We start from the raw sequence: 20896 nt of genomic DNA, 5'->3' as shown, positions 1-20896 counted from the left end.
GGACGGGGGACGGGTGGCTCAGGCCGGACCGGACCGTTCGACCCCGCCGGGGCTTTCGGGCGCGCCCGACGGATCGGACGGATCGGACGCGTCGGGCAGGCCCCAGTCGCGGGCGACCTCGGCACTGTGCGCCCCCGGGTGCGCGGGCGGGCGGCGTACCGACCCCGGTGTGGCGGAGAAGCGGGGCGCCGGCGATGGCTGGACGAGGCCCGCGTGGTCGGTGAAGGTGCCCCGGGCCGCGAGGTGCGGGTGGCCGGGCGCCTCGCGCAGGGAGAGCACGGGGGCGACGCAGGCGTCGGAGCCCGCGAAGACGGCGGTCCACTCCCGGCGCGTCCGTGTCCTGAACCGGGCGGCCACGGCGTCCCGCAGTTCGTCCCAGCGCGCGAAGTCCCTGCGGTCGGGGATCTCGCCGGCCAGCCCGAGCAGTTCGACGAACTCGTTGTAGAAGCGCTTCTCCAGCGCGCCGACCGCCATGTATCCGCCGTCGGAGGTCTCGTACGAGCCGTAGAAGGGGCTGCCGCCGTCCAGCAGGTTGGCGCCGCGCCGGTCCTGCCAGCCGCCGGCGCCCATCATGGCGTGGATCATGGTGGTGAGATGGGCGGTGCCGTCCACGATCGCCGCGTCCACGACCTGCCCGGCGCCGTCCGGGGTACGGGCGTGCTGGAGCGCCGCGAGGACGCCGATGACGAGGTAGAGCGCGCCGCCCGCGTAGTCCCCGAGCAGGTTGGCGGGGAGCGCGGGCGGCTCCTCCGCCTTGCCGATCATGGAGAGCGCGCCGGAGACGGCGATGTAGCCGATGTCGTGTCCCGCGCGGTCGGCGAGCGGTCCCTCCTGGCCCCAGCCGGTCATCCGGCCGTACACCAGCCGCGGATTACGGCGGTGGCACTCCTCCGGGCCGATGCCCAGGCGCTCGGCGACGCCGGGGCGGTACCCCTCGATCAGGATGTCGGCGCGCTCGACGAGATCGAGGACGCGGGCCGGGCCGTCCTCGGCCTTGAGGTCGATGAGCACGGAGCGCTTGTTGCGGTTGGTGAGGTCGTACGCCGGATCGATACCGAGCCCCGCGCCGCCGGGCCGGTCGACCCGTACGACATCGGCGCCGAGGTCGGCGAGCGTCATCGCGGCGAAGGGGCCGGGCCCGATCCCGGCCAGCTCGACCACGCGTACACCGGTCAGCGGACCGTCCGTCGTGCCTGTCATCCGGCCCCCAGCGGTGTGGCACCACCGATGGGACACCGGTGATGGTGAGAGATCGTGTCCACTCCGCCCAGGCGCCCGGCGGAGTACGGCAGAGCAAGCGCTTAGCCTTGTCCCGAGCCTATGCCGTACCCGGGGTGTTCGGCCAAGCGGGTGCCGCGCGGATCAGGAGGCGGCGGGGGCGGGCGGCAGGTGGACGGTCATGATCAGGTGGCAGGTTTCGGTGCCGGCGCCGCGGTAGGCGTGGGGGGCGTCGCCGTCGAAGGTGGCGGTCTGTCCGGCTTCGACGGCGTGCTCGGTGCCGTCGACGACGAGGGTCATCCGGCCGGCGGTGACGCTGACGGTCTCCACGACTCCGGCCTGGTGGGGGTGGCTGGGGTACTCCTCGTCGGGTTCCAGCCGCCAGCGCCAGACCTCGACGGGCGCCGGGCCCGAGGTCGTCAGCATGAGCCGGGCCTCACCGCCCCGTTCCCCGGTCCACAGCGGCGCGACGGCGTCGGCGGCGACGATACGGACGCGGCCTTCGGCCGACCCCTCCAGCAGGGCGGACACCGAGACGCCGAGGGTGTCGGCGAGCCGGACCAGGGTGGCGAAGTTGGGGTTGCCCTGGGCCTTCTCCAGCCCCACCAGGGCCCCCTTGCTGACCTGGGCGCGCCTGCCGAGCTCGTCGAGGGACAGGCCCGCGCGGGCGCGGGCCGTCCGGACGTTGTGCGCGAGTGTCCGCAGGGCCGCGGCCGTCTCGGCCATCTGATCACATCCTCACTCGCCGCCTGACCATTCGAATGCACCGTGCGGTCGGTTGATTGACATAGTTCGGTCGACCTGCTGTACGGTTCGGTCGTTCCATTGGGATGATAGAGGGTGCGGGAACGCGGCCCGTCCCCCGCACCGCGCTCACGCGCATCTCACACCCCACACACGCCCACCCGCAGCAGGCACACAGCACGCACGAAACGGAAATCCCGCCCATGACCACCTTCCGCCTCACCCCCGCCGTCGCGGACGCCTTCCCCGGCGCCCTCATCGCCCTGGTGACCGCCACCGGCCTGCGCGGCCGGGAGCCGTGGCCCCACACCGCCGCCGCCCTGGCCGAGCTGGAGCAGGGGCTCACCGACGGCACCTGGCACCCCGCCGACGAGACCGACCCCCGCATCGAGGCGTGGCACACCGCCTACCGCTCCTTCGGCACCAACCCGCGCCGCATCCGCCCCAGCGTCGACGCGCTCGGCCGCCGGCTCGCCAAGAAGGGCGCGCTGCCGCGCATCGGCCCGGCCGTCGACTCGTACAACGCCGTCTCCGTACGGCACGCCCTGCCCGCGGGCGCCTTCGACCTCGACCGGGTCACCGGCGACATCGAGATCCGTCACGCGGACGGCACCGAGTCCTTCACCCCGCTCGGCGAACCCGACACCACCGAGACCCCCAAGCCGGGGGAGGTCGTCTACGCGGACACCACCGGCGTGCTGACCCGCCACTGGAACCACCGCGACGCGCACCGCACCCGCGTCACCGAGGACTCCGCCCGCGTCGCGTTCCTCCTCGAAACCGTCGACGCGGACCGGGACGGCGACCTCCTCAAGGCCGCGGCCGAGGAGCTGCACGGACTGCTCGTCCCGCACAGCGACAAGACCGAGGTGTACTACCTCGGCCCGGCGCAGCCGCGGGTCACCATCTGAGACCGCCGTCCGGGCCCGCGACCGCCGCGCGCAGCGCCTCACGGCAGAGCGCGTCGGCCCGCCGGGTGGTCTCCGGCAGGCGGTAGTCGGGGCTCAGCCGCAGCGTGTGGGCGCAGGCGGTGTCGAGGTCGACGCGGTGGCCGACCGAGACGAACACCGGCTTCACGCCCGCCCGGGTGCGCAGCGCGCGGCCGACCTCCTCGCCGTCGTCGGCGAGGAGCGGCGCCCAGTCGCCGCGCCGGTCGCCGGGGTCCGCGTACGAGAACGTGAACGGGTTCTTCGCCACCCCGATCACCGGGTATCCGGTGACCACGCCCAGATGGGAGGCGAGGCCGAACCGGCGCGGGTGGGCCCGGCCGTACCCGTCGCAGACGATCAGCCCGGGCCCGGCGGTGAGCGAGCCGAGCGCGGCGAGCACGGTCGGGATCTCCCGGAAGGCCAGCAGGCCGGGGACGTAGGGGAAGGCCACCCGGCCCACGGCGGTGGCCCGGTCGACCACGGCGAGGGTGGCGGCGTCGAGGACGACGGCCGCGGCGGCCACGATGTCCCGCTCGTCGTCGTAGGCCACGTCCACGCCGGTCACCAGTCCCGTGCCGGGCGGCGGGCCTGCCTCGTCGAGCACGACGCGCCCGCGCAGTTCGTCCTGGACGGCGCGTGCCTCGGCCTCGTCGGCGGGCGTCCTGATCGTCGTCATGATGACCACACCTTATGCGGCGGCCACTTGGCCGCCCCGGCAGCCGCCGGCCGCCCGGACGGGCCGCCGGCGCGACGGCCACCGGGGCGGTGTGACACAGATCACCGCACGGTGACACAGCTCACTCCGAATTCCGAGCACGTATTGAGCCGCTCCACCGTCTTTCCCTTTAGGGGAGGGCCGCACCCGGTTCCCTCTCCCGTACGAAGCGGTGCGACGTCCGTACCGAACCCGTAGGGATGAGCCCGGCGCAGTCCGGATCCGACGAAGGGGAGCAGGCCATGTCGCCCGTCATCGAACAGGCCGTGCAGGCCCGGCTGGTCTCGCCCTCTCCGCGGATGGAGACCGTCCCCGCGATGCTCTGTTACGACCGGGCCGACCCGTTCGCCGTACGGATGGAGTTCCCGCCCCCGGCGACGCTCGAAGGCACCGAGGTCACCTGGGAGTTCTCCCGTGAGCTGCTGGCGAAAGGGATGACCGAGGCGGCGGGCGTCGGCGACGTGCGGGTGCGGCCCTTCGGCTACGGCCGTACGGTCCTGGAGTTCCACGCGCCCGAGGGCACCGCGATGGTGCATCTGCGCACCTCGGAGCTGCGCCGGTTCCTGGAGCGCTCGCAGGGCCTGGTCCCGGCCGGCCGGGAGCACCTCTATCTCGATCTGGACCACGATCTGACGGAACTGCTGCGCGACGCGCGCTGAGGACGACGCCCGCCCGCCCGCGGCCCCGGCTCCCCGCGGCCCCGGCTCCCCCTCCGGCCTCCCCCGGTCCCGCCCCGACGGGCAGCGCTCCCGCCTGCGCCGCGGTTAATTCCTTTGACCGCCGCCGGAGGGCCTCGTACCGTGTCCCGTGGTCCTGTTGTCGTCGATCGGAGTGGACCGTTGCGCATCTGAGGTCCTGAGACACCGTGACGTACAGCCGTGCTTCCTTCCGGCTGTCCGCCTCGTGTGTGACCTCGGCTGCCGAGCCGTCCCCCGACCTGGACTTCCCTCCTTCTCGCGGTGTCTCCATCCGTTGCCCTGCCCCCCTGAACCCCGCAGCAACCGGAGACGTGTATGCCCGCCGCCCCCGCCCACATCACCTGCACCGCGCTCTCGTTCGCCTGGCCGGACGGGACGGAGGTGTTCCATGACTTCCAGCTCTCGATCGGCCCCGGCCGGACCGGGCTCATCGGTCTCAACGGATCGGGGAAGTCCACCCTGTTGAAGCTGATCGCGGGCGAACTCGCCCCGGCCGGGGGCCGGATCGCGATCAGCGGCGACATCGGCTTCCTCCCCCAGACCGTGACGCTCGACACCACCCTGCGGGTGGACGAGGCGCTCGGTGTCGCCGAGGCGCGCGCCGCGCTGCACGCCATCGAGGCGGGCGACGCGAGCGAGGAGCACTTCACCGCGGTCGGCGACGACTGGGACGTGGAGGAACGCGCCCAGGCCACCCTCGATCACCTCGGTCTCGGCCGGCTCGGCCTCGACCGTACGGTCGGTGAGATGTCGGGCGGCGAGTGCGTGCTGCTCGGCCTGGCCGCGCTGCTGCTCGCCCGGCCGGACGTGCTGCTGCTGGACGAACCGACCAACAACCTCGATCTGCACGCCCGGCGGCGGCTCCACGACGCCGTCGACTCCTGGTCCGGCGCCCTGGTCGTGGTCAGCCACGACCGTGAACTCCTGGAGCGCGTCGACCAGATCGCCGATCTGCGGGACGGCGAGGTGCGCTGGTACGGCGGCGCCTTCTCCGCCTACGAGGAGGCGCTCGCCCAGGAACAGGAGGCGGCGGCCCGTATGGTGCGGGTCGCGGAGGCCGACGTACAGCGCCAGAAGCGCGAACTCTCCGACGCCCAGGTCAAATTGGCCCGGCGCAAGCGATTCGGCCAGAAGATGTCGGACACCAAGCGCGAGCCGAAGATCGTCATGAACGGGCGCAAGCAGGCGGCCCAGGAGTCCGCGGGCAAGCACCGGATCCTGCACACCGAGCGGCTCGCCGAGGCGAAGGAGCGGCTGGACGAGGCGGTGGAGGCGGTACGGGACGACGACGAGGTCCGGATCGACCTGCCGGGCACCGTCGTCCACCCCGGAAGCGGCGTACTGACCCTGCGCGACCTGCGGCTGCGGTACGGGGCCGAGGTCAGCGGCGAGTACGCGATCCACGGCCCCGAACGGATCGCGCTGGTCGGCCGGAACGGCGCGGGGAAGACGACGCTGCTGCGCACCGTCGCCGGGGAGTTGCCGCCGGAGTCCGGCGAGGCGCTGGTCCATGTCCCGCTGCGCTTCCTGCCGCAGCGGCTCGACGTGCTGGACGACGCGCTCACCGTGGCCGAGAACGTCGCCCGCTTCGCGCCCGCGGCGACCAACCAGCAGATCAGGTCCCGGCTGGCGCGCTTCCTCTTCCGGGGAGCGCGGGCCGACCAGCGGGCCGGGACCCTCTCGGGCGGCGAGCGGTTCCGGGCCTCGCTCGCCGCGCTGCTGCTCGCGGAACCGGCGCCCCGGCTGCTGCTGCTCGACGAGCCGACGAACAACCTGGACATGGCGTCCGTCCGCCGGCTCACGGCGGCGCTGGAGTCGTACCGGGGCGCGGTGATCGTGGCCAGTCACGACGTGCCGTTCCTGGAGTCGATCGGCATCACCCGCTGGCTGCTGCTGGACGGCGAGCTCCGGGACACCGACGCGGAGGAGGTGCGGGCGGCGGGACACGGGTGATGATGGGCGGGCCGGTACCGGCCCGGGCCCGCCGGCCCGTCGCCGGACCGGTGGCCGGACCGTCACCGGTCCGGCCCCGTCGCACCGGACGATACGGAGGAACACCCGTGCCCCACGGAAAAGCTCTGATCCGACGCCCGAGCCCGCGCCTCACCGAAGGGCTGGTCACCCATCTCGAAAGGACCCCGGTCGACTCCGCGCTCGCCGTCGAGCAGTGGGAGCGGTACGGCGCGGCGCTGCGCGCGCACGGCTGGGAGACCGTCGAGGTGGCGCCGGCCGACGACTGCCCGGACGGGGTGTTCGTGGAGGACACGGTCGTGCTGTTCCGCGATGTCGCGCTGATCTGCCGCCCCGGCGCCCCCTCCCGCCGCCCCGAGACCGCCGCGGTCGAGGAGGAACTGGTCCGGCTCGGCCGCACGGTCACCCGGATACGGGAACCCGGCACGCTGGACGGCGGCGATGTCCTCAGGACCGGCGACACCGTCTACGTGGGGCAGGGCGGCCGGACCAACGCGGCGGGGGTGGCGCAGCTCCGCGCCGCCTTCGAACCGCTCGGGGCGCGGGTGGTGGCCGTACCCGTCACGAAGGTGCTGCACCTCAAGTCCGCGGTGACGGCACTGCCCGACTCCACGGTCATCGGTTTCGACCCGCTGGTGGACGACTGGTCGCCGTTCCCGCGCCGGCTCTCCGTGCCGGAGGAGCCGGGCTCGCACGTCGTCCTGCTCGGCGGCGGGAAGCTGCTGATCGCGGCGAGCGCGCCGCGGACCGCCGAACTGCTGTCGGATCTGGGCCATGAACCGGTGCCGGTCGACATCAGCGAGTTCGAGAAGCTCGAAGGGTGTGTGACCTGCCTTTCCGTGCGGCTGCGGGAGCTGTGAGGGGGCGCGGGAACGTGGACGACCTGAGGTGATCACGAGGTGATCCAGGGGCCGGGCTTGGCCACTCGCTTATTCGGGCCTTAACCTACGGTGTCGTAACCTACGAACCCGTAGGTAAAACTCCCGTCCCCCTGGAGCACCCGTGTCGATCACCTCTCCCCACCTCGGCAGTTCGTCGGAAGCGTGGACCGACGCCCGGCTGCTGTACGCGCTGGAAGAGGTGGTGGAGAAGGAACTCAACCGCCATCTCAAGGTCGCCAAGGACTGGATGCCGCACGAGTACGTGCCCTGGTCGGACGGCCGTAACTTCCCCGGCATCTTCGACAACGGCGAGGCGTGGGAGCCGGCGCAGTCGAAGGTCACCGACATCGGCAAGATCGCGCTCGTCGTCAATCTGCTGACCGAGGACAATCTCCCCAGCTACCACCACGAGATCGCCAGCCTCTTCGGCCGCGACGGCGCCTGGGGCACCTGGGTGCACCGCTGGACCGCGGAGGAGGGGCGGCACGGCATCGTGATGCGCGACTACCTCCTCACCTCGCGCGCCGTCGACCCGGACAAGCTGGAGCAGTTCCGGATGGCGCACATGGCGGAGGGCTTCGAGTCCGACAACCGCCACTCGATGCTGCACTCCGTCGCGTACGTCGCCTTCCAGGAGCTGGCGACCCGCGTCTCGCACCGCAACACCGGCCACCAGTCGGGCGATCCGGTCTGCGACCGGATGCTGGCGCGCATCGCCACCGACGAGAACCTGCACATGGTCTTCTACCGGAATCTGCTGGGCGCGGCCTTCGAGATAGCCCCGGACCTGACGATGCAGGCCGTGCGCGACGTGGTCGTCCAGTTCCGGATGCCCGGACACGGCATGCCCGGATTCGAGCGTGCCGCCGCGCAGATGGCCATCGGTGAGATCTACAACATGCGCATCCACCACGACGACGTGCTCCAGCCCGTGCTGCGCTTCCTGAAGGTCATGGAGATCGGCGGTCTCGGCCCCGAGGGTCTGAAGGCGCAGGAGGAACTGGGCCTGTACATGGGCGGGCTGGACTCCGAGGCGAGCAAGTTCGACGAGAAGCTCGCCGCCCGCAAGGCCCGGATGGCGGCGCGCGCGGCGGGCTGAGGTCCCGCGGGGCCCGACCTCACATGCCCGCGGGCGGGTACTGCCGCCCGCGGGCGTGTGAGGGGGCGCACGGCGCCCGATGGGGCGTACGGCTGAAGGCGCGCGCCGGTGCGTCGTACCCTGTGCCGGATGAAGCCTGTTACGCGCCTCTTCCTCATAGGCGCCCCTCTCCTGGTCGGCGCCGTGGTGTTCTTCGGCGGCGGCGACGGCGGCTCGGCGGTGCTCGCCGACCATCCGCCGGAGTATCCCGAGCGGAGCACCGCCCCCGCTCCGCTCCTCTCCGCCGACGCGGACGAGCTGGAGAAGGCGGAGAAGCAGATCGAGAAGCTGCCGCCGGGCCTCGCCGCTCCAGAGAAGAAGGAGATCGCCGCGCGGCTCGTCGCCAGCGCGGAGAACTCCACACTCGACTGGCGCGGCCAGTACGGTGCCATCGAGGACATCGGGGACGGCAACGGCTACACGGCCGGGATCATCGGTTTCTGCTCCGGGACCAACGACATGCTGCACCTCGTGGAGTCGTACACGAAGTCCCATCCGGACAATCCGCTCGCCTCCTACCTCCCGGCGCTGCGCGCCGTGGACGGCAGCGACTCGCACGAGGGTCTCGACCCGGGTTTCCGGGACGCCTGGGCGCAGGCCGCGGAGTCGGCGGACTTCCGTGCCGCGCAGGACAGGACCCGCGACACGCTGTACTTCGACCCGGCCGTCCGGCTGGCCAAGATGGACGGGCTCGGCACCCTCGGCCAGTTCGTCTACTACGACGCGATGGTCCTGCACGGCCCGGGCCTCGACGCGGAGGGCTTCTACGGCATCCGGGAGGCGGCCATGAAGAAGGCGAGGACGGCGGCCGAGGGAGGCGACGAGAAGGCGTACCTCTCCGCCTTCCTGGACGCGAGCCGGTCCGTGATCAAGACGAAGTCCGTCACGGCACAGCGCGACTCCTCACGGATCGACACCGCGCAACGTCTCTTCCTGCGGGACGGCAACATGGATCTGCGGCTGCCGCTGCGCTGGCAGGTGTACGGGGAGACGTTCCGCATCGACGCGGTGTGAGCGGCCGGGTGCGCGGCCGGCGCGCGTTCAGCCGCTGCGGCGCCGGAGGTTCTGCCGCTCCTTCTCGGAGAGCCCGCCCCAGACCCCGAACCGCTCGTCGTGGTTGAGCGCGTACTGCAGGCAGGCTATCCGCCCCTCGCAGGCGCCGCACAGCCGCTTGGCCTCACGGGTGGAGGAGCCGGGGGCGGGGAAGAAGAACTCGGGCCCGGTCTGGGCGCACAACGCGCTCTCCTGCCAGGAGAGTTCGTCGGTCGTGGTGGTACTGGTGGTGATGTTGATCGGCATGTCGCACAGGTTGCCCGCACGCGATAAACGAATGATTGACGAACCGTCAACGCCTCACCGGACGGGTCCTGTTCATCGCGGTCCGGCACCTCGATGGCGGCCGGTCCCGTACGCGCCGTGGGGCCGGGCTCCCGGCCGACCGTCACCGTAGGGTGGCATTCGGTGACCGAGAAGTACAGCGGCCGGCACGGCGCGTCGGCCGCCCACTCGGATCCGGGCCGGGCCGCACGCACCCGCCGTCAGCGCATCGCCTGTTCGGCGAACGCGCGGAAGGCGCGGGGCGGGCGCCCGGTGACGCGCTCGACGGTGCCGGTGGTGCGGTCCTCCGCCCCCTCGGCGATGGAGAGGTCGAGACCGGCCAGCAGCGCGGCGAACTCCTCGGGCAGGCCGGCGGCCAGGCGGTCGCGCAACTGCTCGAAACCGAGCGACCGGTGGGTCACGGGCCGGCCGGTGACCTCGGTGATGACGGCCGCGACATCGTCGTAACCCAACGCCTCGGGGCCGGTGATGACCAGATCGCCGGAGGGCGCGGGGTCGTCGGTCAGTGCGTGGACGGCGACCGCCGCGATGTCGTCGGCGTCGACGAAGCCGACACGGCTGCCGGTGGTGCCCGTGGCCCCGGTGACCAGGATGGTGCGGTCGGTCCCGTACGGGGAGTGGCTCATGGCAGGCTCCATCTTCCACAATCCGGACCGGAAGCCCGATGAAAAATATGGACCGCCGGTCCGTTTGGCAACGGGGCTCCGGGCCACGGAAATGCCGGACCGCGCAGATGCCGGGCGGGAGCGCAAGCGAGAGCGGGAGCGGGAGCGGTGGAGAGTGGGAGCGCGGCGAGTGGGCAGCGGAGACACACGGAGTACGGGGACCGGGGCACCGCGCAAGGAGCGCACGGACGCGGTGCGCAACCGGGAGGCGGCCCTGGCCGCGGCCGACACCCTGTTCGCGCGCAGCGAGAGCCCGCGCAGCGTGTCCATGGACGAGATCGCGGCGGCGGCCGGGGTCGGCAAGGGCACGCTCTTCCGACGCTTCGGCGACCGCACCGGGCTGATCCGGGTGCCGGCCGAGGCGCGGATCGCACCGCTGCGGCAGGCCGTCGAGGCCGGGCCCGGACCGCTCGGGCCCGACGCCCCGCCGCGCGACCGGGTACTGGCACTGCTCGACGCCGTGCCGCGGTTCAAGCTGGACAACCGCCATCTGGCGCCGGCCCTGGAGGAGGCGGGCAGCGGCAGCCCGTACGACGCGGGCCACTACGCGTGGTGGCACGGCACCCTCGAAGGGACACTGCGCCGGCTGCCGGCCGTCGCCGACAGCGGCTTCACCGCGCACGCCCTGCTGGCCGCCACGCGCGCGGATCTCGTCGAACACCTCGCCGGTCAGGAGGACATGACCGGCGAGGAGATGAGTGAGCGCCTGGCGGCCTACGCCGCGCGGGTCCTGGACGCCTGAGGCGGCGCGCCCCGGACCAGGCGTCAGTGGCCCGAGTGGTCGGCCTTCGCGCCGCTCTTCGCGTCGGCCTTCGGATCCGCCTCGGCGCCGGCCTTCGCGCCGGCCTTCGCGCCGCTCTTCGGATCGGCCGACGCGGCCGGATGATGCGGTTCGTACCCCGGGATCGTGCCGTCCGCCTTGGCGACCAGGAAGAGGCCGGCCATGCCCATGTCGGAGTGGCTCTGGACATGGCAGTGGTACATCCAGGCGCCCGCGCCCCCGCGTTCGCCCGCGATGACCTGGAAGCCGAAGGAGTCCGCCGGGCCCGTGATCTTGTTGTCGATCACCCGGCTGGGGTCGTCGGGGCCGGTGAGCAGGCCCGTTCTGTTGTCCGCCCAGCGGTGCCCGTGCATGTGGAACGTGTGGTAGAACTCGCCGTGCGTGATCATGATGATCTCGACGCGATCGCCCACCGTCGCCTCGAAGTTGGGGCTCTCCGCGCCGGGCTTGTTGTTGATCGACATGTCGTTGAAGACGATCGTGAACTGCTTGTCCGGCAGGATGTCGCCCTTCCTGCGGACCACGACGGGACCGTACAGCCCCTTGCGGATGCCGCCCGTGCCGTGGTCCGTGCCCACGACATGGTCGTGGTAGTGCCAGTAGCCCGCGCTGCCCTGCTGCCAGGTGCCGTCCTTGCGCCTGCCGGGGGCGTGGGTGCGCCAGGTGTACGTACGGGTGCCGCCCGGCTCGACATGGCTCCGGCTCATCCGGGTGCCGTCGTTGGCGATGTCGTAGTCCACGCCGTGCGGGTGGAGACTGACGTCGACGTCGCAGTTGTTCTCGAAGTCGATGTGGAGGGTGTCGCCCTCGTTCAGCTCGATCAGCGGCCCCGGGATGGTGGCCTTGCCCTTCTCGAAGCCGTACCCCATCTGGCCGTTCGGCAGGTTCTCGGCGTACAGGCTGATCCGGCGCACCTGGCCGCCCGCCGGAGCGGTTCTGGGCGGGGTGTCAGCCGCCGAGGCGGCCGGGGCCGAGGCGGCGGCGACCGACAGCGAGGTCGCCCCGGTCGCGGCGACCGCACCTCCCGCCAACAGCCGCCGGTTGAAGCTCCTTCGGTCCATGGCCATCGTGAACTCCCCAGTGCCGTAAGGACGTTTGCGGGGCACATGAGACCCCGGGGACGGCCACACGGTAGACCAGCGACCGCCGTTTATCCACACTCAGGACAAAGTTGGTGGGATTGCGGTCGTACCTATTGGCGTACTGACGAAAGAGGTCTAGTTTCAGGCGCTGTTGCTGTGCCCACAAGACCGTGTCCGAAGACTGTGTCCAGAGAGGGGTGGGTGAACAGATGCAGCCTGCACCGCATCACCGGTCGAGATTCCCGGGACCGACGAGAACGACGAGTCCGAAGAGGGCGAGAAGGGCGAGACGCGGCGTTGCCGCGGCCCTGGCGGCCGGTGCCCTGGCGGCGTCGCTGCTCGGCTCCAACGCCGCGACCGCGAGGCCGTATCCCGAACCGGCGCCGACAACGTTGTCCCTTCCGTCGCCGCCCGGCGGCCAGAACGTGAGGGTGCTCGTCTTCCACGCCTCGGCCACCGAGGAGTCGCCGGTCGTCAACGCCGGTATCGAGGCCATCGAGTCGATCGGCCTGTCGGGGCCCGCGGGCGAGCGGTTCACGACCGTGGCCACGGACGACGCCTCGGTCTTCACCAACGCCACCAAGCTCGGCAGGTTCAACGCGGTCGTCTTCCTCACGGGCGGCGGCGACGTGCTCGACCCCGAGCAGGAGGCGGGCCTCGAATCATTCATGAACGCGGGCGGCGGCTTCCTCGGGATCCACGAGGCGGCCCGTACCGAGCCGTACTCCGACTGGTTCACGGGGCTGATCGGGGCCCGGCCCACGGGCGCCCCGAGCAGCGTGCAGCGGGCCACCGTCGAGGTCGGCGACCGGATCAATCCGGCCACCAAGAACCTGCCGCTGGAGTGGAAGCGGCCCGACAAGTGGTTCAACTGGTCGGCCAACCCGAGCGGCAAGGTGCACACGGTGGCCCGGGTCAGGGAGGCCAGCTTCAAGCCGGCCACCGGGGCCAACGGGGCCGACCACCCGATCTCCTGGTGCCGTGACTACGCCGGCGGGCGGTCCTTCTACACCGGCATGGGCGGTACGGCCGAGTCGTACGCCGAGACGGACTTCCGCGACCACCTGCGCGGCGCCCTCAACTGGACGACGCGGATCTCCCGCGCCGACTGCAAGGCGACGATCGACTCCAACTACACGGCGGAGCGCGTCACCCAGCCGAACCAGGCCGGTCAGCAGGACCAGATCGGCGAGCCGCACGGCATGGTCACCACGCCCGACGGGCGCGTGCTGTACATCGGCCGCGGCGGCGGCGACAACGCGGCCCCCGTGGTCACCGACTGGAACAACCCGGACGTCGGCAAGGGCCTCGGCCAGGTCCACGTCTACGACCCGAAGACGAAGAAGGTGACCCTCGCGGGCGCCCTCACCGTCTTCGGCAACAAGGGCGGCGGCGGCGAGCTGATCAAGGTCGAGGAGGGGCTGCTCGGGATCGAGCTGGACCCCGCCTTCGCGACCAACGGCTGGGTGTACCTGCACTACACACCGCACTCACAGCTCAACCGTGACACCCGGATGGCCGAGCGGCGCGTCTCCCGCTTCACGCTGGACAGCGCGACGAACAAGCTGGACCTCGCCTCCGAGAAGGTCCTGCTGAAGTGGCCGGTTCAGGTGAACAGCTGCTGCCACTCCGGCGGCGGCATGGCCTGGGACTCCAAGGGCAACCTGTACATCGCGACCGGTGACAACAACTCCTCCGGTTTCAGCGAGGGTTACTCCGGCAACAACCCGGAGCCCACGTACAAGGGCGTCGCCTTCGCCGACGCGCGCCGCACCGCGGGCAACACCAACAACCTCAACGGGAAGATCCTGCGGATCCACCCGGAGCCGGACGGCACCTACACCCTGCCCGAGGGGAACCTCTTCACCGGCAAGGAGCAGGCCGAGGGCGGCGGCAAGACCCGTGGCGAGATCTATGTGATGGGCGTGCGCAACCCCTCCCGGATCTCGATCGACCGGAAGACCGACACCCTGTACGCCGGCTGGGTCGGCCCGGACGCCGGGGCGCCGAGCACCACGTGGGGTCCGGCGAAGTACGACACGTTCTCCGCGATCACCAAGGCGGGCAACCACGGCTGGCCGTTCTGCATGGGCAACAACCAGCCCTACCGGGACCGTAACCTGCCCGACCCGTCCAAGCCGCTGGGGTGGTACAACTGCGCCGCCCCGAAGAACGAGTCGCCCCACAACGACGGCCTGGTGAACCTGCCGCCCGTCACCGGCAACACCATCTGGTACTCGCCCCAGGGCGGCGCCCCCGACTTCCCGCGTGACGCCAACGGCATCCCCAGCTACAAGGCCGAGGAGAGCACCTTCCTGCTGCCATGGCTCAAGGGCGGCGGCCAGGCGACCATGAACGGCCCGGTCTACCGGTACGACGCGCAGAGCACGAGCGCGGCGAAGTGGCCGGAGTACTGGGACGGCAAGTGGTTCGTCGGCGACTTCTACGACGCGACGGACAGCCCGCGCCACGCGGTGGTGACCGATCCGAAGACCGTGGGCAAGGGCGGGCTCCCCGTGCACGCCGAGACCCTGAAGAAGATCATCCCGGTCGGTCAGGGCGGCATCCGCAACCTGATGGACTGGAAGTTCGCCCCGGACGGCTCGCTCTACGTCCTCGACTACGGGCGCGGCTTCTTCACCTCCGACTCCCAGTCCGCGCTCTGGCGCGTGACGTACAAGGGCGGCGAGCCGACCCCGGCCGCCGGTGACCTGGCCAGGAAGGCGGCGCAGTGAGACGCGAGTTGAGACAACGGCCGGGGCGCCGGGCGGCCCACCGGTCGCCACGCCTGTGGACAGCCCTCCTGGGCGCGTTGCTGATGGTGCTGGGGCTGACCTCGACGGCGGCCGTCGGGCAGCCGTCGAGCGGCGCCGGCGACGACAGGCGTCCGGACGCGAGCACGGCGGCGGCCCAGGTGCTCACCTGGACCGCGGGCAACGCCATCGACAAGTACCTGAGCTTCCCGACCACCGCGGTGGCCGGGCCGACCACGATCGTCTTCGAGAACAGCGCGGCCACCGGCAACACCCTCGGCATGCCGCACACCCTCACCTTCGACGTGTCGGATCCCGAGTACAACAACGACGTACCGCTGAACATCCTGGCCAACCCGACTGACGCCAACGGCGGCAAGTACACCACCGAGGTCAACCTGACCCCGGGCAAGTACCGCTTCTCGTGCGTCATCCCGGGACACGGCCAGATGACCGGCATCCTCACCGTGACCGAGGCGGGCGGCGGTGACGACACCACCGCTCCCACCACCTCCGCCAAGGTCGAGGGCCAGCAGAACGCCGACGGCGCGTACGTCGGTTCGGCGAAGGTGTCCGTGACTGCGACCGACGACGGATCCGGGGTGGCGACCACCGAGTACGCGGTCGGCGCCGACGGCCCGTGGCAGCCGTACACCGCCCCGGTGGTGGTCGACCAGGTCGGCGAGCACACCGTCAGGTACCGCGCCACGGACAAGGCGGGCAACGCGTCCGAGGAGAAGTCGGTCGCGTTCACCGTGGTCGCCCCGCCGACCGACGACACCACGGCGCCGGAGACCTCGGCGACCGTGAGCGGTGACCAGGACGAGGCGGGCGACTACCTGTCGATGGCCACGGTCACCGTCACCGCCTCCGACACCGGTTCGGGCGTCAACACCATCGAGTACGCGCTCGGTGCCGACGGCGCCTGGCAGCCGTACACCGCCCCGGTGATGGTCCACGAGGTCGGCACGCACACGGTCCGCTACCGCGCCACCGACAAGGCGGGCAACGCGGCGGCGGTCAAGTCGGTGTCGTTCACGGTGGTGGAGCCGCCGGTCAAGGACACCACCCCGCCGGTGACCGGAGCGGTGGTGACCGGCGACAAGAACTCCAACGGCGCCTACATCACCAGCGCGAAGGTGACGCTCACGGCGACCGACTCCGAGTCGGGTGTGGACCGGATCGAGTACTCCCTCGACAGCGGCCCCTACCTCGCGTACACCACCCCGGTCATCGTCGACCGGGTCGGCTACCACGCGCTCTCCTACCGGGCGACCGACAAGGCGGGCAACACCGCGCAGGCCAAGCAGGTCTCGTTCACCGTCGCGCAGGGCGGCGGCGTACCGGCCCCCAACTGCCCGGAGTTCGACGAGCGGCTGACGGTCATCGTGGGCACGGTCGACTCGGGCGTGCCGAACCGGCTGACCCGTAACCGGTGCACGATCAACGAGCTGATCGAGGACGAGAAGGAGTGGACCTCGCAGGCCCTCTTCCTCAAGCACGTCGACAGCGTGCTCGACAAGCTCCTGACCGACAACGTCATCGACGACCGGGAGTTCAGGAAGATCACCAAGGCCGCCAAGCAGTCGAAGATCGGCACCCCCGGGCAGACCGAGGGCTACCGCCCGCTCTTCGACGGCACGGCCGAGTCCCTGGCCAAGTGGGAGCAGGTCGGCGGCGGCAAGTTCGCGCTGAGCGGCGACGGCGCCATCACCAGCAGCACCACCGTCGCGGGCATGGGCATGCTGTGGTTCCCGCAGCGCCAGTACGGCGACTTCTCGCTGAAGCTCCAGTTCCGTGACGACGCCCCGGGCAACGGCAACGCCAACGGCGGTGTGTTCGTACGGTTCCCGAACGTCCACAACCACCCGGAGGAGTCCCGCCCCGAGTGGGTCGCCATCAACTACGGGCACGAGATCCAGATCCTGGACCGCCCGGACGGCGACATGTACAAGACCGGCTCGATCTACGGCTTCGACCGCGTGGGTCTGGGCGGCGCGGGCGTCACCCCGAAGGGCACCTGGAACGACTACGAGATCCGGGTGGAGGGTCAGCACTACACGATCCTGCGCAACGGGGTGCTGATCAACGAGTTCGACAACGTGGGCGGGCAGACGTTCTACCCCGAACGCGCCGGTGACCCGGGCACGGACGGCCGGCGGTACGCCACCGGTTATGTCGGGCTCCAGGTCCACGGCACGACGGACGTCATCTCGTACCGCGACATCCGCATCAAGGAGCTGTGACCGCCGTAGCGGCCCGCTGACGGTGCGTCCCCTCTCGGCAGGCGCTCCCTCCCTGCGTGGAGTGCCTGCCTCGTGAGGCAGGTAACCCCGCCCGATGTGTATCGGGCGGGGTTACCTCTTCCCCAAAGGGCAGCGAACAGTACCCTTCCTGCCCTTGCGGTCGAGCACGCTTGCTGCATACACATGTAGCGTAGATCGCATAGGCTTATCAGAAGGTTTCGTCGCATGCATGCACAGGATTCAGTCAAGGCTCCGGACAGGACGAAACCGCAGCCCTCCGCTTCCCGTACCCCATCGAGCGCACCGCGTCCGGCGGCGTTCTCTCCCGGAGCCGCCCTCACGCCGGGTGTGGTGACGGCGCTTCAGCAGAGCGCGGGGAATGCGGCCGTTTCGCTCGCTGTGCAGCGGCAGACACACGGTGCGGGCCATGGACGATCCGCGCCCGCGCAGCGAGCCTTCGGCACCGGCGTGCAGCGCGCGCCGGACCGCGAGGAGCACTCTCGGGAATACACCCATGTCGCCATCGACAAACAGGACAAGGGCCTCGAACAGCTACGCCTCTCGCTCAATACGAGCGGCCTGAAGACAGCCGCGAGCCTCGACATAAAACTCTCCGAAGGCAGCGAGAAAATGGGGCACCACAAGCATGTCTTCATGTGGGATGCCACGGTCAAGGGGCTCAAGGGCGTTACGGGAATCGTCGAGTCCCTCGCAAAGGACAGCACCGTCAACGTAAAAATCCGAATGCTGGATCTGAGCCAGCCCGGAGTGTTCTCGAAAGGCAACTTGAAGGGTGACCGGCCCGAGGGGCTGGGCGGCAAGTCGACCAACGGCGCGTGGGCGCACGAGGGCGACATCCCCCGCAAGTACCTGTTCATCGAAGGACTCGACCAACCCAACCAATCCGGCTTCAAGGACTGGCTCGCCGGTAAGGGATGGCCCGACGACCACGCCGCACAGTTCCAGCGCGATTCCGATTAGTCCTCGCCGCGTTCACGAACTCTCGCGCTTCGCGCGGCTCGGCTGCACCCGCTTCGGCTCCCCCGGCATCTTCGGGTAGTCCGGCGGGTACGGCATGTCCCCCAGCCCGTGGTCGCGTTCGTACCGGTCGGCGAGTTCGAGCAGCCCGTCGAGCCGGTGCGGCCGGTCCGCCATCTCCGCGTGTACGTCGCCCACTTCGGCGTAGCGCACCGGCATCGTCGCCAGGTCGAAGTCGTCCGGCGTCACATCGTCCAGCTCCTCCCAGCGCAGCGGCGCGGAGACCGGGGCGTGCGGGCGGGGGCGTACGGAGTAGGCGGAGGCGATGGTGCGGTCCCGCGCGGTCTGGTTGTAGTCGACGAAGATCCGCTCGCCGCGCTCCTCCTTCCACCACGCGGTGGTCACCCGGCCGGGCATCCTTCGCTCCAGCTCGTGGCCGACGGCGATGGCACACCGCCGTACCTCGGTGAACGTCCAGCGTGGCTCGATCGGCACGAAGACGTGCAGCCCCCGTCCGCCGGAGGTCTTGGGCCAGCCGCGCAGCCCCTGTTCCGAGAGGAACGCGTGGAGTTCGTGGGCGGCCCGCACCGCGTCGGCGAAGCCGGTGCCGGGCTGCGGATCGAGGTCGATGCGCAGTTCGTCGGGGTGGTCGGTGGCGTCGCGCCGCACCGGCCAGGGGTGGAAGGTGAGACAGCCCAGATTGGCCGCCCAGAGGACGGCGGCCGGCTCCGTCGGGCAGATCTCGTCGGCCGAGCGTCCGCTGGGGAACTCGATCCGGGCGGTGGGGATCCAGCCGGGGAGGTTCTTCGGGGCGCGCTTCTGGAAGAAGGACTCGCCGTCGACGCCCTCGGGGAAGCGCTGCAGGGTGGTCGGACGGTCGTGGAGCGCGCGGGTGATGCCCGGCGCCACGGCCAGGAAGTACCGCGCGACGTCCAGCTTGGTGTAGCCGCGCTCGGGGAAGTAGACCTTGCCGGGGCTGGACAGCCGTACGGTCCTGCCGCCCGCCGCCAGCTCCACCGCCGCACCCGTGCCTGCGCCCATGGGGACCACGGTAGGCCGGGCCCGCGCGGAGCGCATCACTGGACGGGGTCACGCACCGGCCGCCGGGGGGACACCCCGGGTGGTGCGGGCGGGCACACGCCGGGCGGTACGGGTGGTTCTGTCCGACAATCGGTCCATGGACCTGCCGGTGATGCCGCCCGTGAGACCGATGCTCGCCAAGTCCGTGGCCGGTATCCCGCCCGGCATGCTGTACGAGGCCAAATGGGACGGCTTCCGGGCGATCGTGCACCGTGACGGCGCCGAGCTGGTGATCGGCAGCAGGACCGGGAAGTCGCTCACCCGCTACTTCCCCGAGCTGGTCACGGCGCTCCTCGCCGAGCTGCCCGAGCGCTGTGTCGTCGACGGCGAGATCGTGATCGTGCACGGCGACCGGCTCGACTTCGAACTGCTCACGGAACGGATCCATCCGGCGAAGTCCCGGGTGGACCTGCTCGCCGCGCGCACCCCGGCCAGCTTCGTCGCCTTCGACGTGCTCGCGCTCGGCGACGCCTCGCTGCTCGGCGTGGACCAGGCGCGCCGCAGGGAGGCGCTGGAGGCGGCGCTCTCCCCCGCGCGTCCCCCCGTCCATGTCGCGCCCGCCACCACCGACATCGAGGTGGCGCGGGAGTGGTTCGAGCGGTACGAGGGAGCCGGTCTCGACGGGGTGGTGGCCAAGCCGCTCGATCTGCCGTACCGCCCGGACGTCCGGTCCATGTACAAGATCAAGCACGAGCGGACCGCCGACGCCGTCGTGGCCGGCTACCGGGAGCACAAGAGCGGTCCGGTGGTCGGTTCGCTCCTCCTCGGCCTGTACGACACGGCGGGCGTCCTCCAGCACGTCGGGGTCTGCGCCGCGTTCCCCATGCGGCGCCGCGCCGAGCTGGCGGCGGAGCTGGCGCCGCTGCGCATGGAGAGCGCGGAGGGCCACCCGTGGGCGGCCTGGACGGAGGAGGCCGCGCACGAGACCGCCCGGCTGCCGGGCGGTCCGAGCCGCTGGTCCGGGACGAAGGACCTGTCCTGGCTGCCGCTGCGGCCCGAGCGGGTCTGTGAGGTGGCGTACGACCACATGGAGGGCGACCGGTTCCGGCACACCACGCAGTTCCGCCGGTGGCGGCCGGACCGTACGCCGGCGAGCTGTACGTACGCGCAGTTGGAGGAGCCGGTGCGGTACGACCTGTCGGAGGTGCTGACGGGGCGGTGAGTCCAGGAACCGCCGTCAGTCCAGGAACGTGCCGTCCACGTAGACCCAGGCTCCGGCGTGCCGGGCGAAGCGGCTGCGCTCGTGCAGTTCGCCGGGGCGGCCGTCGTCGGTGAAGCGGGCGCGGAAGGTGACCGTGCCGGTGGTGTGGAAGGCGCTGCCCTCGGTGGTCGCCAGGATCTCCAGGCCCTGCCAGTGCGTGCCGGGGTCGAGCTCCAGACGGGCCGGCCGGGTCGCCGGATCCCAGGTCCTGAGCAGGTACGCGGCGTCGAGCACGACGAAGGCGCTGTAGCGGGAGCGCATCAGCAGCTCGGCGGTGGGCGGGGTGGCGCCGCCGCCCACCGTCTCGGACCCGGTGTGGAACCGCCCGCAGCACGAGCCGTACGGAGCGCTCCCTCCGCAGGGGCAGGGCGACCCGCCGGTGACGGGCCGCCCCGCCCCCGAGGACCGGCCGGTCCGGACGGTTCGGCCGGGACGGCGGCGGGGTGCGGGGCGTCGGGCCATGGGATGCGGTACTCCA

19 protein-coding genes and 1 pseudogene are annotated in these 20896 nt (G+C 71.3%); 11 read left to right on the top strand and 9 right to left on the bottom strand.

Translation table 11 applies throughout. The annotated features are described in order from the left end of the window. Positions 1-18 precede the first annotated feature (18 nt). Both AB0P17_RS17815 and AB0P17_RS17810 read right to left on the bottom strand, forming a co-directional pair. Entirely contained in the window at positions 19-1200 is a 1182-nt protein-coding gene (locus AB0P17_RS17815; RefSeq protein WP_365811926.1) for a CaiB/BaiF CoA-transferase family protein, read from the bottom strand. Positions 1201-1362: 162 nt separating this feature from the next. Beyond that, entirely contained in the window at positions 1363-1944 is a 582-nt protein-coding gene (locus AB0P17_RS17810) for an XRE family transcriptional regulator (protein ID WP_365811924.1), read from the bottom strand. Between the two features lie 221 nt (positions 1945-2165). On the opposite strand from AB0P17_RS17810, the gene AB0P17_RS17805 reads away from it, so the two are divergent. Then, on the top strand, positions 2166-2873 hold the full coding sequence (locus tag AB0P17_RS17805; protein WP_365811922.1) for a phenylalanine--tRNA ligase beta subunit-related protein: 708 nt from the start codon (positions 2166-2168) through the stop codon (positions 2871-2873). Here the strand turns inward: AB0P17_RS17805 and AB0P17_RS17800 are convergent. After that, positions 2863-3567, bottom strand: coding sequence for an endonuclease V (locus AB0P17_RS17800; RefSeq protein WP_365811920.1), 705 nt, complete (start codon positions 3565-3567; stop codon positions 2863-2865). The genes AB0P17_RS17805 and AB0P17_RS17800 overlap by 11 nt on opposite strands. 281 nt (positions 3568-3848) lie before the next feature. On the opposite strand from AB0P17_RS17800, the gene AB0P17_RS17795 reads away from it, so the two are divergent. The 5 genes from AB0P17_RS17795 (at position 3849) to AB0P17_RS17775 (ending at position 9308) form a co-directional block, all read left to right on the top strand. Continuing rightward, entirely contained in the window at positions 3849-4265 is a 417-nt protein-coding gene (locus AB0P17_RS17795) for an SsgA family sporulation/cell division regulator (protein ID WP_365811918.1), read from the top strand. A gap of 354 nt (positions 4266-4619) precedes the next feature. Beyond that, complete coding sequence (locus AB0P17_RS17790; RefSeq protein WP_365811916.1) at positions 4620-6257, top strand: ABC-F family ATP-binding cassette domain-containing protein; 1638 nt, start codon at positions 4620-4622, stop codon at positions 6255-6257. A 107-nt stretch (positions 6258-6364) separates the two neighbouring features. After that, positions 6365-7135, top strand: a complete 771-nt coding sequence (ddaH, locus tag AB0P17_RS17785; RefSeq protein WP_365811915.1) for a dimethylargininase — start codon at positions 6365-6367, stop codon at positions 7133-7135. Between the two features lie 142 nt (positions 7136-7277). Beyond that, positions 7278-8255 carry an acyl-ACP desaturase gene (locus AB0P17_RS17780; RefSeq protein WP_365811914.1) on the top strand — a complete coding sequence of 326 codons (978 nt, stop codon included), beginning with the start codon at positions 7278-7280 and terminating at the stop codon, positions 8253-8255. A gap of 129 nt (positions 8256-8384) precedes the next feature. Next, positions 8385-9308, top strand: a complete 924-nt coding sequence (locus AB0P17_RS17775) for a chitosanase (RefSeq protein WP_365811912.1) — start codon at positions 8385-8387, stop codon at positions 9306-9308. A 27-nt stretch (positions 9309-9335) separates the two neighbouring features. On the opposite strand, the gene AB0P17_RS17770 is transcribed toward AB0P17_RS17775, so the two are convergent. Continuing rightward, the gene (locus AB0P17_RS17770; protein ID WP_365811910.1) at positions 9336-9593 is read right to left on the bottom strand and encodes a WhiB family transcriptional regulator; all 258 of its coding nucleotides are present in this window, start codon (positions 9591-9593) and stop codon (positions 9336-9338) included. A 239-nt stretch (positions 9594-9832) separates the two neighbouring features. Continuing rightward, a pseudogene (locus AB0P17_RS17765) lies at positions 9833-10189 on the bottom strand (ergot alkaloid biosynthesis protein); the annotation flags it as partial. Positions 10190-10427: 238 nt separating this feature from the next. Between AB0P17_RS17765 and AB0P17_RS17760 the strand changes: the two are divergent. Next, the gene (locus AB0P17_RS17760) at positions 10428-11039 is read left to right on the top strand and encodes a TetR family transcriptional regulator (RefSeq protein WP_365811908.1); all 612 of its coding nucleotides are present in this window, start codon (positions 10428-10430) and stop codon (positions 11037-11039) included. A 23-nt stretch (positions 11040-11062) separates the two neighbouring features. Here AB0P17_RS17760 and AB0P17_RS17755 read toward each other — a convergent pair whose 3' ends face one another. Then, the gene (locus AB0P17_RS17755; RefSeq protein WP_365812026.1) at positions 11063-12139 is read right to left on the bottom strand and encodes a multicopper oxidase domain-containing protein; all 1077 of its coding nucleotides are present in this window, start codon (positions 12137-12139) and stop codon (positions 11063-11065) included. Between the two features lie 247 nt (positions 12140-12386). Next, on the bottom strand, positions 12387-12638 hold the full coding sequence (locus tag AB0P17_RS17750; RefSeq protein ID WP_365811906.1) for a hypothetical protein: 252 nt from the start codon (positions 12636-12638) through the stop codon (positions 12387-12389). Between AB0P17_RS17750 and AB0P17_RS17745 the strand changes: the two genes are divergently transcribed. From AB0P17_RS17745 to AB0P17_RS17735, 3 genes are all read left to right on the top strand, one after another. Beyond that, positions 12592-14895 (top strand): ThuA domain-containing protein, encoded by a 2304-nt coding sequence (locus AB0P17_RS17745; protein ID WP_365811904.1) that lies wholly within the window; start codon positions 12592-12594, stop codon positions 14893-14895. The genes AB0P17_RS17750 and AB0P17_RS17745 overlap by 47 nt on opposite strands. An 83-nt stretch (positions 14896-14978) precedes the next feature. Then, positions 14979-17159: a family 16 glycoside hydrolase gene (locus AB0P17_RS17740; RefSeq protein WP_365812024.1), complete on the top strand. Its 2181-nt coding sequence runs from the start codon at positions 14979-14981 to the stop codon at positions 17157-17159. Positions 17160-17384: 225 nt separating this feature from the next. Continuing rightward, entirely contained in the window at positions 17385-18140 is a 756-nt protein-coding gene (locus AB0P17_RS17735) for a hypothetical protein (protein ID WP_365811903.1), read from the top strand. Positions 18141-18152: 12 nt separating this feature from the next. Here the strand turns inward: AB0P17_RS17735 and ligD are convergent, their stop codons facing one another. Further along, positions 18153-19178 carry a non-homologous end-joining DNA ligase gene (gene ligD, locus AB0P17_RS17730; protein WP_365811901.1) on the bottom strand — a complete coding sequence of 342 codons (1026 nt, stop codon included), beginning with the start codon at positions 19176-19178 and terminating at the stop codon, positions 18153-18155. A gap of 136 nt (positions 19179-19314) precedes the next feature. Here ligD and AB0P17_RS17725 point away from each other — a divergent pair, with 136 nt between their 5' ends. Beyond that, positions 19315-20379: an ATP-dependent DNA ligase gene (locus tag AB0P17_RS17725; RefSeq protein WP_365811899.1), complete on the top strand. Its 1065-nt coding sequence runs from the start codon at positions 19315-19317 to the stop codon at positions 20377-20379. Positions 20380-20394: 15 nt separating this feature from the next. Here the strand turns inward: AB0P17_RS17725 and AB0P17_RS17720 are convergent, their stop codons facing one another. Then, positions 20395-20880 carry a YchJ family protein gene (locus AB0P17_RS17720; protein WP_365811898.1) on the bottom strand — a complete coding sequence of 162 codons (486 nt, stop codon included), beginning with the start codon at positions 20878-20880 and terminating at the stop codon, positions 20395-20397. Positions 20881-20896 lie beyond the last annotated feature (16 nt).

The sequence above is a fragment of the Streptomyces sp. NPDC088124 genome, from assembly GCF_040685895.1.
Lineage (GTDB): Bacteria > Actinomycetota > Actinomycetes > Streptomycetales > Streptomycetaceae > Streptomyces.
Note: the sequence above shows the minus strand (reverse complement) of the source record. Positions and strands in the feature narration are given on the sequence as shown.